Raw genomic sequence first — 12,612 nt, forward strand, 5'->3', positions numbered from 1 at the left:
GACTGAGCACCACCACGACACCATGAGCACCAGACCCCGTCAGGCCATCGCCTGGCGGGGTCGTTCATGTCGTCCACATAGACACCACGAACGCCGCCTACATGCCCATCTTCAGCGTCGCCCTACAACTGTGGGAGAAGCGCTCCGAACGGTTCTTCTCCCGCATGGGGCTCACCGGGGCACAGTTCGCCGCCCACAACCAGAAGGCCCACGCGGACGGGTACGTACCGGTCTCGATTGATGTGTACGGTACGCCGTCGGATCCTCGGTACGTCGCGGTCTGGCGGCAGAGCCAGGGAGGCGGATGGTACTACTCGTACGGAAAGTCGTCCGCCGGGCACAAGAAGTTCTTCGACGAGCGCACCGCCGAGGGGTTTCGCCCGACGGCGGTGGCGGTGGGCCCGGGAGGGGCGCGGTTCGCCGCGATCTACCGCAAGGACGGTGTCCGGCCCTGGTACCACTCCATCGACACCTCCGGCTCCGCCTACCAGCGCAGGTTCGACAGCCTGGTGGCGCGCGGCCTGCGCCCGGTGCAGGTGAACGTCGAGGACGGCGTGCACGCCTCGGTCTGGATCGGCTGACCATTGGGACAAGAACCCGGCTTGTACCGGGGCGGGAGAGGAAACCGCTACCACTGGGACGGCACCAAGCGGGACCGGAAGGACGGCGGTGCCGGTCGCCACGGCCTGAACCCTGGCGACCGGCCGGCCCGGCCGCCCAGCCGGCGGCCGGATCAGCCGGACCCGCGACCACCTTCCGGAGACGCGGGTTGTGCGGGCGTGATCGGCCTGGTGGCCGTCGTCATCCTGATCGTCTGCCGCCGCTCGGGGAGCGGTGGCGGTCAGCCCCTGCCTGATAGGGCCACGTGGGCGATGGCCTGGCGTTCGGCCTCCAGGCGTTCCGCGGTCTCCCGTTCGGCCACGACTTTCCTGTCGTAGGCGGCGCGAGCGGCTGCGATGGCGTTCTGGTGCTCCTCGGTCCAGATGACGAGGGCGTTGATGGTGCTGTGCAGGGTCGCGCCCATCGGGGTCAGCTCGTAGTCCACACGTGGCGGGACGGTGGGATGCACGGTCCGGCTCACCAGCCCGTCGCGTTCCAGATGCCGCAGCGTACGGGTCAGCATGCGCTGGCTGACCCCATCGATCGCGCGGCTCAGCTCGCTGAAGCGCAGGCTCCGCTTGTCGAGCAGCGCGATGATCAGAAGCGACCACTTGTCGGCGATGCGGTCGAGAATATGCCGCACCTCACACTCCGCGCGCTGGTCCCACTGGAGAACGTCCTCGTCGATGCCGGTATCACCGCAGTAACCGAGGGACTTGAAAGTGCCGTCTTCCATGCTCATCGATAGTGCCTGACGATGCTGTCACTTACAAGAAGGAACCAAGAGGCCATTGGGGAACCGTCTGCGGATCGGTTCTCCGATGCAGAGAGGTTGGACTCCGATGTCGGATTCCGTCAGCGGGCCCGCACGCATGACAGCGCGTGCGTGGGGCGTGTTGCTGGTGTTGTGCGCCGCGATCTTCCTGGAGGGGATCGACGTGGCGATGCTGAACGTGGCGCTGCCGTCGATCCGCGCCGACCTGGGGTTGTCCACCGGGATGCTCAGCGGCGTGGTCAGCGCCTACGTGCTCGGCTACGGCGGGTTCATGTTGCTGGGCGGCCGCGCCGCCGACCTGCTGGGACACCGGCGGATGTTCGTGGTGTGGCTGAGTGTCTTCCTGCTCTTCTCCGGGCTCGGCGGGTTCGCCACCGAAGGCTGGATGTTGCTGGCCGCGCGGTTCGTCACGGGGGTGGCAGCCGCGTTCATGGCGCCGGCCGGGCTGGCGCTGATCACCTCCAACTTTCCCGAGGGCCGCCTACGCACCAAGGCGCTGGGCGTGTACGCGGGGACGGCGGCGGGCGGGTTCTCGCTCGGGCTGGTCGCCGGCGGCGTGCTCACCTCGTTCGGCTGGCGGTGGGTGTTCTTCGCGCCGGTCATCCTGTCCGCGCTGATCCTGGTGGCGGCGCTGGCCCTGCTGCGCGACACCGGCGGCAAGCGGGCTCGGGGCAGCTTCGACCTGGCGGGGTCGCTGTCCATCACCGGTGCCATGTTGCTCCTGGTGTACGGCGTGGTCCGGCTGGAGCACCCCAGTGACGGGCCTCTCCTGACTGTTGCGACGTTCGTCGCCGGGCTGGCGCTGCTCGGGCTGTTCGTCGCGATCGAACGGCGATCGTCGTCACCGCTGGTGCGGCTGGGTATCCTGCGCAAGGCGTCGCTCGTGCGCGTCAACGTGGCGGCGCTGCTGTTCCTGGTGGCGTTCGCCGGCTTCCAGTTCCTGGCCACCCTGTACTTCCAGGAGGTGCGCGGCTGGAGCACGATGCAGACCGGCCTGGCCATGCTGGTGATCGGGATCGACACGGTGCTCGCGCCCACGCTGACGCCACGCCTGGTCAACCGCTTCGGAAACGCGCGAGTCCTGTTCGGCGGCATCGTGCTCGCGGCGGTCGCGTACGCGCTGTTTCTGCCCGTCGGCATGGACTGGGCCTACACCGCCATGCTCCCGGCGTTGCTCCTGCTCGGTCTGGCTTTCGCGCTGGCGTACGGCCCGCTGACCATGGCCGCGACCGAGGGCGTCGAGGAGGAGGAGCACGGTCTGGCGGGCGGTCTGCTCTACACGGCCATGCAGTTCGGCATGGCGCTCGGGCTGTCGGCCGTCACCGCGGTCAGCGTTTCCGCCGGAACCGGTCTGGACGCGCTGCGGACCGCACTGGTGGTCCCGCTGGTGGCGGCGCTGCTCGGCGCGGCAGTCATGGCCTTCGGCCTGCGGACCCCCGTTGGCTCCCCCGAACCGGCCCAAGAGTCCACCCCCGCCACCGTTTAGCAGCAGGGAGACGATATTGACCGAACACGTGACGTCGTTCGCCGACATCAAGGATCAGTTCGACGCCTACATCGGCGACATCGTGTACGCGACCATGACCACGGTCGACCAGAAGGGACGACCCCGCGCGCGAGTACTGATCCCCGTCTGGGAGAACGTCGACGGCCGGCCGCTAGGCTGGCTCGCCACCTACAGGACACCGGTCAAGGCCGCCCACCTGGCGGGCAACCCGCACAGCACGTTCTCCTACTGGACGCCCCGGCAGAACGCGGTGAGCGTCGACACCGTCGCCACCTGGGCCGACGACCTGGAGACCAAGTACCACGTGTGGGACCTCTATCGGCGTACGAGCCCGCAGGGGGCCGGCTACAACCTGGGCAACTTCTGGACCGACCCGGGCGACCCCAAGCTGCACGTACTGCGGCTGGAGCCGTGGCGCGTACAAGTGATCAGGGGCAGCGACCTGCACAGCAGAATCTGGTACGCGCCGGGGAAACGCTGAGCGACCTGGGGACATCGCCGAGCCGTCCTGTTCCGGAATCCGGGACAGGGCAGCTGGTCTGCAGCTGTGGTCGGTACAGCGGCTAATTGCGGAGGTGTGGCCGGTTGCACTTCGCGTGCCATTCAGCCGGAGGGTCCTCACCGACCAGCCCGTCCACGGCCTCGCGGAGCAGGTCGGCATGCCCGGTGTGCCGCCCGTACTCCTCGATCAGGTCGCAGAGCAGCCGGCGCAGGCTCACATGGCGCCCGTCGGCGTGGGAGAGGTGGACGAGCTGGTCGAGTCCGCCGGTGGCCAGGGCCGCGTCGAGCCTCGCCCGGGACCGTTCGACGGTGGCGTCCCAGAGCGCGTAGAGGTCCTCGGGAGTGTCGTCGGCGGCCGAGTTGAAGTCCCAGCCGGGGTCGGCGTTCCAGTCTGCGGTGTCCCACGGCGCCGGGACCACAACGTGCTCCCGCTCAAACGTGTACGCATGGGTTGCTCCCTGCTTCCCTCACTTGCCAGGACAGAGCACCGCTTCGGCGGCCTTCTGCAAAGCCGGGCGCACCTGGCCCTGGCCCGCGATGCTGGTCGTCGCCGACACCGCGAACTGCAGGCGGCCGTCGGCGGAGGTGAAGGTCATGGCCAGCCCGCCGGGCCCGGAACCCCGGTACAGGCCGATCGAGCCGCCGCACACGGGTTGCTCCTCCACCGGGTACCTCATCACCTCCCGGAGCGCGGCAGGCAGCAGCCGCCCCTCGGCGAGCGCACGGTAGAACGTGGTCAGGTCGCGCGAGGTCGAGATCAGGCCGCTGGCCGCCCACAGGCTGGTGGTGTTCATCCGGTCCACGTCGCGCGGCGTGCCGTCCGGCCCGGGGTAGTAGCCGTGCCCGTGGGGCCCCTTGATGCCCTGCCCTGGCCCGACGGGCAGGTAGGAGCGGTTCATCCCGAGCGGCTTGAGCAGCCGCCGCTGGAACTCCACGGCCAGCGTATGGCCGCTCAGCCTCTCGATGATGGCCCCGAGCAGGATGTAGTTGGTGTTGGAGTAGCTGAACCGCTCACCCGGCTCCTGCTGCCTGGGCTGTCCGCGGGACATCTTCACCAGGTCGAGCGGCGAGTGACGGGTGGTGAGGTCGTCGAAGGGCCTCAGGTCCGGGTGCCCGGTGTAGTCGGGGATGCCGGAGGTGTGCTGGAGGAGGTGCCGTACGGTGATCTCGCCGGCCCGCTCGACCAGGTCCTGTTCGGCCGTCACCGGCAGGACCGCGCTCAGCTTGTCGTCCACGCCCAGCTCGCCCTCCTTGACGAGTTGCAGCAGCACGGTGGCGGTGAACTGTTTGGTCAGGGACCAGGCGCGGTAGCGGGCGCCGGTGGGGATCCTGCCGCCCTTGCCGTCGATCAGGCGCGAGCCGGCCGTGCCGCCATCGATGCGCCTGCCGTCGTAGTACGCCTCCCCGATGGCTCCCACCACCCCCGGCGTCTTCGCCAAGGCGTCCATCGCCTGCTGCACGTCGCCGGTCCGCGGCCGGGCGGCGGCGGTCGCCGGAGCGGCCAGGCCCAGGGCCAGGACCGAGCACGCCAGCCCGATCGCCGTTCTTCGGTTCACTGCACAGGCCCTTCCTCTGGCGCGGACGTTCGCCGTCCTGTTATGGCCGTTCCGCTGTTTCCTCCTCGTTTCCGCCCCCGGTGCCGGCAGGAAACGGCCGGGAAACAAGCCGCCACGTTTCAATGCGTCGGCGAAGTGCGCCTCGCCGAAGAGCCCGAGCGGGTCCTTCGGATCGGGGTTCCCAACGAACAAGGAGAAACCGGTGGCCACGAACCCGACACAGCTGGACACCTGGCAACCGTCGCGGCGGTCCGTCCTCGGCTTACTGGGCACCGTTCCGCTGGCCGGCACCCTCACCGCCGCCCCGCGGCCCGTCCAGGCCGCTCCCGATACCGACCTGGCGCGCAGGATCGAGGAGATCATGGCGCGGCCCGCTTTCGGCGGCGCCCGTTGGGGGGCGCAGTTCTACGCGCCGGACACCGGAGAGTCGATCTACGCGCTCAACACCGGCGAGCCGTTCGTCGCCGGGTCCTCATCGAAAGTCTTCGTCGGCGGCACGGCGTTCCTGACACTGGGGTACGACCGGCGCCTGCCCACCCGCGTCCACCGGACCGGACCCGTGCGCGGCGGTGTGCTGCACGGTGACCTCGTGCTGGTGGCGGGGGGCGACCTGCTGCTGGCGGGACGGCTGCGCCCCGACGGGAGCCTGGCCCTGCCCGACCCGGACCACACCTACCACACCACTCCTGGGGCGGGGCCTGTCAGCGGTGACCCGGTGCGGGAGCTCCGCCGGCTCGCGGCCAAGGTGGCGACCCGGATCAGGCGGGTCGAGGGGCGGGTGCTGGTGGACGGCACCCTCTACCGCGAAGGCACCGAGAACCTGGCCAACGGCGTGACGGCCACCATTTCCCCGGTCATGCTCAACGACAATCTCGTGGACGTCTCCGTCGGACCCGGCAGCCGCCCGGGGATGCCCGCCGTCCTGGACATCTCCCCGCGCTCCTCCTACGTCCGCATAGTGAACGAGGTACGCACGATCGCCGCCGCCGAGGCGGCCTCCGCGCGCCCGCTCGCCTTCGCCGACGACGTACGACACCCCGACGGCACCCGTACGGTGAGCCTGACCGGCGACATCCCCGACGACAGCCCCGGCCTGTTCCGCGCGTACTTCGTCCCGGAACCGGCGGCCTTCGCCCAGACGATCTTCGCGCGGTTGTTGCGGGACAAGGGCGTGCACGTCGGCGCGCGGCGGGGAGCCACGACCGGGTCCGGTGCCCGGCGCCTGGTCGCCGAGCATCTCTCTCCGGCCCTGCACGACCAGCTCAAGCCCATGCTCAAGGTCAGCAGCAACTTGCATACGGAGGTGTTCCCGTACCTGATCGGGGCCATCGCCGGGCGGGACCCGGACGATCCGAAGGCGGCGGGGCAGCGGGTACGGCGTGAGCTGTTCGAGAAGGCCGGGTTCGACCCGGCACCCCCGGGGTCGGCGCAGAACCGCTACACGCCGCAGTATTTCGTGGAATTCCTGGCCTACATGGCGCGGCAACCGCACTTCCATCTCTACCGCGACGCGCTCCCGATCCTCGGCCGGGACGGGACCCTCAAGAACATCCAGCCCGACTCGCCGGCGGCGGGCCACGTCTACGCCAAGACCGGCACGAGCCTGGGAAACGAAGACGGCACGTGGATGAACCGCCAGGCCCTGGCCGGGTACGTCGAGCTCCCCGGTGGCCGGCGGCTGACCTTCGCGGCCTTCGTGGGCATCCAGACCGCGTCGGCCGATGCGGCCAGGGAGATGTCCAAGATGACCGGGCAGGCGTTGGGGGAGATCGCCGCGGCGGCGTACATCACCCAGAGCGGCTAGTGTCCCGGGTGTGCAACCGCGGTCAGCGCAAGGGCCGTGCCGTTCGACGGGCTGGTGGAAGGGTCACCGCGGCACCAGCCCGTCCGCCTACCGGCCGGTCGCCTCGCCGGTCACTCGGCCATGAGGCCCGCGTCGTTGTGTCGCTTGATGAGGGCTTCCGCCGCCGAACTCGCGCAGCAGCTCCCACCGAACCTTCGCGCCGTCTTCCTCGACTACCGCAGCAGCAGCGCGTCCTTGCGCTTGGCGGGCAGAGCGCCGACCCAGGCGGCCAGGGCCTTTCGGTCGTGCTGTACGGATTGCACCGGCGGGCTGGCTTCGGGGGCTGCCGCGAGGAGGTCGTCGTCCAGGCGCAGGAAGCCGGCCAGGGCCCGTTGCGGTGCGCTGAGCGAGCCCAGCCCAGCCCAGGCGGGACGGGCGGCTCCAGGCCGAACCGGCGACGGTGACCGGCCGCCCCGGCGCGGCTAGGGGATGTAGCGGTAGCCCATGCCCGGTTCGGTGATCAGATGGGCCGGGCGGGAGGGGTCGCGTTCGAGTTTCTTGCGGAGCTGGGCCATGTACTGGCGCAGGTAGTGGGTTTCCGTGGCGTAGTTGCTGCCCCATACCTCGTTGAGCAGGTAGCGCTGCGGGATGAGCTTGCCTGGGTTGCGCAGGAGGATCTCCAGGATGTGCCATTCCGTGGGCGTAAGCCGGATGCCGTGGGAAATGCTCTTGCCGGCCAGGTCGACCGTGTGGTCTCCGACCTGGATCTGAGCGAGGTCGGCATCGTGGGCCGCAGCGCGCCGGGAGACGGCCCGGATGCGGGCCAGCAGCTCACCGATGCTGAACGGCTTGGTGACGTAGTCGTCGGCACCCGCGTCCAGGGCGTCGATCTTGTCCTGGTTTCCCGCCCGGCCGGACAGGACGACGATGGGGATCTCGGTCCAGCAGCGGAGGCCGTGAATGACCTCCACGCCGTCGATGTCGGGCAGACCGAGGTCGAGGACGATCAGGTCGGGATGCCAGTCGGCGGCCTGGCGCAGCGCCTGGCCGCCGTCGGCGGCGACCGCGACCTCGTAGTGGCGGGCGGTCAGGTTGATGCGGAGCGTGCGCAGAATCTGGGCATCGTCGTCGACGACGAGGATCTTGGTCATGCCGTCACCGCTCGGGCCTCATCCGGATAATCATGGAGTCTCCCCCTGGCCTCTCGCGACTGCACCCAAGCCAACACTGACATTTGAGGGGTTTTGCCGCTCTTGACGGATTCCATACGGCTGCAACCCCAGTATTGACGCCATTTCTACGCCCCGGCTCGTCGACATCGCGCCATCGCTCGCCTGCGAACCGTCTGGACGCAGTCAAGATCGGGACCGGCGATGCGGCTGGAGAAACAGTCGTGAGCGACCTTGGAAGACTCTCCACCGGTACTGGCCAGTCTCCGATTCATACGTTTTCTTGACGCCCTCACCTCGTCCGCCGCCCTTACAGCCTGGGTAGCGTGCGATGCGTCTTCAAGGGTCTTGATGAAGGGTGACCTTTATGGTGCTGGCGAAACGGTCGGCCGCAGGAGGCCCCGTTCGAAGCCGGTGGGTGCACGATCGAGCCCGCGTGCTCGGCATGTTCCCGATCAGAGTCGCAATGCCCTTGCCAACCCTTCTGAGCTGTGGCCTGTCCGTCCACGGGCACACTGCGGCGGCGTGCCTTGGTCGGCTCCGCGTACGTGAGCGTGCGGCATGAGACGGCGTCACGGGATCCTTGATCGGTTTCAGCACCCGGCCCAGGTGATCGTTACCGGGTTCGGGGCGGCAGTTCTGATCGGCACTGCCTTGCTCACCCTGCCGATCGCCACCGAGTCGGGGGAGTCGGCGGGTTGGCTGGCCGCTCTGTTCACCTCGACATCAGCGGTATGCGTCACCGGGTTGGTGGTCGTGGACACCGCATCGCACTGGTCGGTGTTCGGCGAGATCGTGATCGCCGGGCTGATCCAGGTCGGCGGGCTGGGGATCATGACCCTGGCGACACTGTTCACCGTCCTGGTGGCCGGCCGCCTCGGCCTGCGCGTAAGGATCTTCGCACAGGCCGAGACCAAGACGCTGAACATGACCGACGTGCGGCACGTGGTCCGCCGCGTGGTCGTCTTCAGCCTGGTCTGCGAGGCCATCGCTGCGGTGATCCTCACTGGCCGGTTCCTCCTCGGCTATGGCGAGCCGTTTGGCCGAGCCGTCTACCTGGGCATCTTTCACGCAATCTCGGCCTTCAACAACGCCGGGTTCGCCTTGTGGCCCGACAGCCTGATGCGCTTCGTCGCCGACCCCTGGATCTGCTTGACCATCGCGATCGCCGTGATCGTCGGCGGGCTCGGCTTCCCGGTCGTGTTCGAGTTACTGCGCACCTGGCGCCGACCCCGCCACTGGTCGGTCCTGACCAGGGTCACCGTCGGCGTCACTGCGGTCCTGCTGGTCGCCGGCATGCTGGTGTTCCTGGGCACCGAATGGCGAAATCCGGAGACGCTGGGCGCACTCGACGACCCCGGCAAGCTGCTGGCCGCCTTCTTCACCGCCGTCATGCCACGCACCGCGGGCTTCAACAGCATCGACGTCGCCGAGATGTATCCCACCAGTTGGCTGGCCACCGACCTGCTGATGTTCATCGGCGGTGGCAGCGCGGGCACGGCGGGCGGCATCAAGGTCACCACGTTCGGCATGCTCGCCTTCGTCATCTGGGCCGAGCTGCGCGGCGAGCGCGAGGTCAACATCGGCCATCGCCGCCTGCCGGAGGCGGCGCAGCGTCAAGCCGTCTCGATCAGCCTTGTGAGTGTGGCGCTGGTCGCAGCGTCCACGTACGTGCTGCTGGCCCTGACTCCGCACACCCTGGATCAGGTGCTGTTCGAGGTGGTGTCGGCGTTCGGCACAGTGGGCCTGTCGACCGGCATCACCGCCGATGCCACACCGGCTGGTCACGTTCTGCTGACGCTGTTGATGTTCATCGGCAGGATCGGCCCGCTCACCCTGGGCTCCGCCCTCGCGTTGAAGGACCGCGCACGCCGCTACCAACTCCCCGAGGAGAGGGTCATCGTCGGCTGACAAGAACCCTGAGGCAGTGGCCATGATCGGATTGCGCCAAGGCACCGCCGGTCTCGCCTCGGCCTGCGGCTCCGACCCGCGGGCCCCGTCCTGCGGCCGTCGAGGGGAGGGTCACGGCACGCAGACGCCAGTGCCACTTTGAACTCGGAAGTCGCCCGGCGTGTCAGCTACGCGACATGACCGGCGTTGCCGGTCAGGAAGCAGCGGGCGCGGGCCTTGGCTCTGCGGGCTGTCGTGCGTACACCTCGATCTCGAACTTCATGCGGGGATCGGCCAGGCCGCACACGAGCATCGTCGCGGCGGGGCGGATGTCGCCGAAGCAGCGGCGCAGGGTCGGCCAGCACGGCTGGAAGTCCTCACGGTCGGTTAGCAGGTATCTGACCCGGACGACGTCGGCGAACGAGCAGCCCGCTTCGTCCAGTGCCGATCCAACGTTGCGCAGGGCCTGCTCGGCCTGCTCGACCACGTTGGCGGAGATTGTCATGGTCGTGTAGTCGAACCCGGTCGTCCCGGATACGTGCACCCAGTCGCCGTCGATCACCGCCCGCGCGTAGCCGATCTCCTCTTCGAAGGTGGATCCACTCAAGATCACGCGTCGCTCTGTCATGTGGCGAAAGGTAGGCAACCAGCAGCGATATGTCCAATACCTCTCCGAGACTCGTCTGATATCTCTAAAGGTATGGATCGTCCCGAGCTCAGCCTTCAGCAGCTTCACGCCTTTGTGGTCCTCTCCGAGGAACTCCACTTCGGGCGCGCAGCGGATCGGCTGGGCATCGCGCAACCGCCGCTCAGCCAGCAGATCCGCCGCCTGGAAGCGAAGGTCGGGCACCCGCTGTTCACCCGAGGACCCGGCGCGGTCACCCTCACCGCGGCAGGACACCAACTCCTGCCCGTCGCTCGGCGTGCACTCGACGAGATTGCCGTCGGCCTGGACGCGGCCCGGCGCACTGGCAGTGGTGAGGCCGGTCGTATCCGGATCGGCTTCTCCGCATCGCTCGCGCTCACCGTCCTGCCAGGCTTGTTGCGCGCCTACCGCGACCGGTTTCCCCAGGTGGATATGGAGATCCGTGAGATGACCACAGCGCCGCAGGTGACCGCTCTGCACGAGCATGTGATCGACGTCGGGCTCCTGCGCGAGCCGCCGGGTGAGCCGGGGCTGGCGACCGAGACGATCTTGTCCGAGGAGTTCATCGCGGTCCTGCCGGCCGCCCACTTCCTTGCGGCCCAGCGCGTCCTCCCGATCGAAGCACTCGCGGACGAACCGTTCGTGTTGCTGCCCCGTAGTGCCGGACCGATGTTTCACGATCGGATTCTCGACTTGTGCCGCAGTGCGGGTTTCGAACCTCGCCTTGGCCAGCAGGCGGTCGAATGGCAGACGGTCTGCGCGCTCGTCGAGGCAGGACTGGGCGTGTCACTCGCCCCGGCGAGCATCCGCCGGATCCGCCTCAACGGTGTCGCATACCGCCGGATCGAACCGAACAGCGCACGCACCACCGTCGCAGTGGCCTGGCGTCGCGACGACCAGAACCCCCTGGTCACACGATTCCTTGAGGCCGCCCGCGGCCAACCCTGACTTCCTTCCTCCCCCTCCGCACATCGACCAACACATCGGAGCCATGCGTCTGGCGGTCGAGGAACGCATCTGTGATCGGTCCGTCTTGAAGCTGCTGCGCGCGATCTTGTGGGCGGGTGCGACTTCCTACACCTCGACACGATCTTCTTCAGACGCCTGTAACGCTGTGCGGCTGATTCGACGTAGGCACCGCTTCATGATGACGATGATGGTCTTTTGATCGTCGGTGAGATGTCCCATGTAGGCGTGGCCCGCGACCGCGTCCGCGGATTCGGTGAGGTCGTCTCCCAGTGCGTCCAGCAGCACCTTCACGGCCGCCTGGCGCGGTGTCCAGTCCGGGCCAGGTTCTCGTGTGATGTCGTCGCGCAGTGATGCGACCTGGCGGCGGACCTCCCGGCGGCGGGCGGCGTCGTCGTCGCCACGCAGGAACTCCAGCGCCTCATCCACGGCGGGGTGCGACAGTTGCGAACCCTGTACCACTGCCTCCGCCATCAAACAGCGGATGCGAGCTGTCTTGTCGGGCGACAGATCGTCGAGGATCGCCCGTACTTCGGACCGGTTCAGTACGCGGTGGTCGCGTAACTGATCCGGGACGATGTCGTCGGGGAGCGGATCCTCGACGAGCAGGCGCGTGAGGCCGCTGTCCAGTAGCCACTCTTCCGTGAGGCGGGCACCAGTGATGTGCTCCGCCGCCAGGAGCGTGGCGGCTTGGAGCCCGGTGACGTCATCGGTGCCGACCGAATCGATGACCGCGTCGGCGTCACCCGGAAGGCGGCCGGGGCGGGCGGGGGAGGATGTCAGCCGGACGGCGAGCAACCGCCCGGCGGCGGCGTAGCTGAGCCGGTCGTGTTGCCCTCCGTTGAGCAGAACGTTCACCGCTCGCCCGCGGGCCGACAACGCCTTCAGCACTTCGGGTCTTGCGCCCTCGCCCCCGTTCGGTTCGACGACCAGCGTCCAGTCGCCGATCGTCCCAGCGACCACACTGGGCAGGATGCCGGGGATGTCCGCGTTGTACTGCTCGATCTGGGCGTCCTCGAAGCTCAAAGACTCGGCCGCGGCGAGGTCGGCACCGAACGCCCGCGCCACGACGTCCAGCCCCGATGCCTCGCACCAGGTCAGGCAGGCCGGATCTGAGAACCACGCAGAAACGAGTCCCTCGTAATGAGTGAAATCGTCTTCCTTCATGCCTCGGTCTCCGTCATGAGGAGCCGGCGGACGTCCTGGAACGCCCGCAGGC

The 12,612-nt window shown here is 68.5% G+C and carries 12 protein-coding genes; 6 read left to right on the plus strand and 6 right to left on the minus strand.

Annotated features, from left to right (window positions below; genetic code table 11):
• Positions 1-101: 101 nt before the first annotated feature.
• A complete protein-coding gene (locus ABGB01_RS41625) occupies positions 102-581 on the plus strand; it encodes a hypothetical protein (protein ID WP_347779468.1) in 480 nt (159 codons plus the stop codon).
• A 260-nt stretch (positions 582-841) separates the two neighbouring features.
• On the opposite strand, the gene ABGB01_RS41630 is transcribed toward ABGB01_RS41625, so the two are convergent.
• Positions 842-1,336 carry a helix-turn-helix domain-containing protein gene (locus ABGB01_RS41630; RefSeq protein ID WP_347779470.1) on the minus strand — a complete coding sequence of 165 codons (495 nt, stop codon included), beginning with the start codon at positions 1,334-1,336 and terminating at the stop codon, positions 842-844.
• A gap of 106 nt (positions 1,337-1,442) precedes the next feature.
• Between ABGB01_RS41630 and ABGB01_RS41635 the strand changes: the two genes are divergently transcribed.
• Together ABGB01_RS41635 and ABGB01_RS41640 are read left to right on the plus strand one after the other, a co-directional pair.
• Positions 1,443-2,861: an MFS transporter gene (locus ABGB01_RS41635; RefSeq protein ID WP_347779472.1), complete on the plus strand. Its 1,419-nt coding sequence runs from the start codon at positions 1,443-1,445 to the stop codon at positions 2,859-2,861.
• A 16-nt stretch (positions 2,862-2,877) separates the two neighbouring features.
• Complete coding sequence (locus ABGB01_RS41640; RefSeq protein ID WP_347779473.1) at positions 2,878-3,363, plus strand: pyridoxamine 5'-phosphate oxidase family protein; 486 nt, start codon at positions 2,878-2,880, stop codon at positions 3,361-3,363.
• A gap of 82 nt (positions 3,364-3,445) precedes the next feature.
• Here the strand turns inward: ABGB01_RS41640 and ABGB01_RS41645 are convergent, their stop codons facing one another.
• Together ABGB01_RS41645 and ABGB01_RS41650 are read right to left on the minus strand one after the other, a co-directional pair.
• The gene (locus ABGB01_RS41645; RefSeq protein ID WP_347779475.1) at positions 3,446-3,802 is read right to left on the minus strand and encodes a DUF664 domain-containing protein; all 357 of its coding nucleotides are present in this window, start codon (positions 3,800-3,802) and stop codon (positions 3,446-3,448) included.
• Between the two features lie 48 nt (positions 3,803-3,850).
• Positions 3,851-4,939: a serine hydrolase domain-containing protein gene (locus tag ABGB01_RS41650; RefSeq protein WP_347779477.1), complete on the minus strand. Its 1,089-nt coding sequence runs from the start codon at positions 4,937-4,939 to the stop codon at positions 3,851-3,853.
• Positions 4,940-5,141: 202 nt separating this feature from the next.
• Here ABGB01_RS41650 and dacB point away from each other — a divergent pair, with 202 nt between their 5' ends.
• A complete protein-coding gene (dacB, locus tag ABGB01_RS41655) occupies positions 5,142-6,743 on the plus strand; it encodes a D-alanyl-D-alanine carboxypeptidase/D-alanyl-D-alanine-endopeptidase (protein ID WP_347779478.1) in 1,602 nt (533 codons plus the stop codon).
• A 461-nt stretch (positions 6,744-7,204) separates the two neighbouring features.
• On the opposite strand, the gene ABGB01_RS41660 is transcribed toward dacB, so the two are convergent.
• On the minus strand, positions 7,205-7,873 hold the full coding sequence (locus ABGB01_RS41660) for a response regulator (protein ID WP_347779480.1): 669 nt from the start codon (positions 7,871-7,873) through the stop codon (positions 7,205-7,207).
• 579 nt (positions 7,874-8,452) lie between these two features.
• On the opposite strand from ABGB01_RS41660, the gene ABGB01_RS41665 reads away from it, so the two are divergent.
• Positions 8,453-9,802, plus strand: coding sequence for a potassium transporter TrkG (locus ABGB01_RS41665; RefSeq protein WP_347779481.1), 1,350 nt, complete (start codon positions 8,453-8,455; stop codon positions 9,800-9,802).
• A gap of 193 nt (positions 9,803-9,995) precedes the next feature.
• On the opposite strand, the gene ABGB01_RS41670 is transcribed toward ABGB01_RS41665, so the two are convergent.
• Positions 9,996-10,409 (minus strand): RidA family protein, encoded by a 414-nt coding sequence (locus tag ABGB01_RS41670; RefSeq protein WP_347779483.1) that lies wholly within the window; start codon positions 10,407-10,409, stop codon positions 9,996-9,998.
• A gap of 72 nt (positions 10,410-10,481) precedes the next feature.
• On the opposite strand from ABGB01_RS41670, the gene ABGB01_RS41675 reads away from it, so the two are divergent.
• Positions 10,482-11,375 carry a LysR family transcriptional regulator gene (locus tag ABGB01_RS41675; RefSeq protein ID WP_347779484.1) on the plus strand — a complete coding sequence of 298 codons (894 nt, stop codon included), beginning with the start codon at positions 10,482-10,484 and terminating at the stop codon, positions 11,373-11,375.
• Positions 11,376-11,501: 126 nt separating this feature from the next.
• Here the strand turns inward: ABGB01_RS41675 and ABGB01_RS41680 are convergent, their stop codons facing one another.
• Entirely contained in the window at positions 11,502-12,560 is a 1,059-nt protein-coding gene (locus ABGB01_RS41680) for a DUF6461 domain-containing protein (protein ID WP_347779486.1), read from the minus strand.
• Between the last annotated feature and the right edge of the window lie 52 nt (positions 12,561-12,612).

Source organism: Nonomuraea sp. B5E05, assembly GCF_039880665.1.
Classification (GTDB): Bacteria; Actinomycetota; Actinomycetes; order Streptosporangiales; family Streptosporangiaceae; genus Nonomuraea.

Coding starts and splice junctions, on each gene's coding strand:
- ABGB01_RS41625 (WP_347779468.1), top strand. CDS start 102: ATGCCCATCTTCAGCGTCGCCCTACAACTGTGGGAGAAGCGCTCCGAA.
- ABGB01_RS41630 (WP_347779470.1), bottom strand. CDS start 1,336: ATGGAAGACGGCACTTTCAAGTCCCTCGGTTACTGCGGTGATACCGGC.
- ABGB01_RS41635 (WP_347779472.1), top strand. CDS start 1,443: ATGTCGGATTCCGTCAGCGGGCCCGCACGCATGACAGCGCGTGCGTGG.
- ABGB01_RS41660 (WP_347779480.1), bottom strand. CDS start 7,873: ATGACCAAGATCCTCGTCGTCGACGACGATGCCCAGATTCTGCGCACG.
- ABGB01_RS41665 (WP_347779481.1), top strand. CDS start 8,453: ATGAGACGGCGTCACGGGATCCTTGATCGGTTTCAGCACCCGGCCCAG.
- ABGB01_RS41670 (WP_347779483.1), bottom strand. CDS start 10,409: ATGACAGAGCGACGCGTGATCTTGAGTGGATCCACCTTCGAAGAGGAG.
- ABGB01_RS41675 (WP_347779484.1), top strand. CDS start 10,482: ATGGATCGTCCCGAGCTCAGCCTTCAGCAGCTTCACGCCTTTGTGGTC.
- ABGB01_RS41680 (WP_347779486.1), bottom strand. CDS start 12,560: ATGAAGGAAGACGATTTCACTCATTACGAGGGACTCGTTTCTGCGTGG.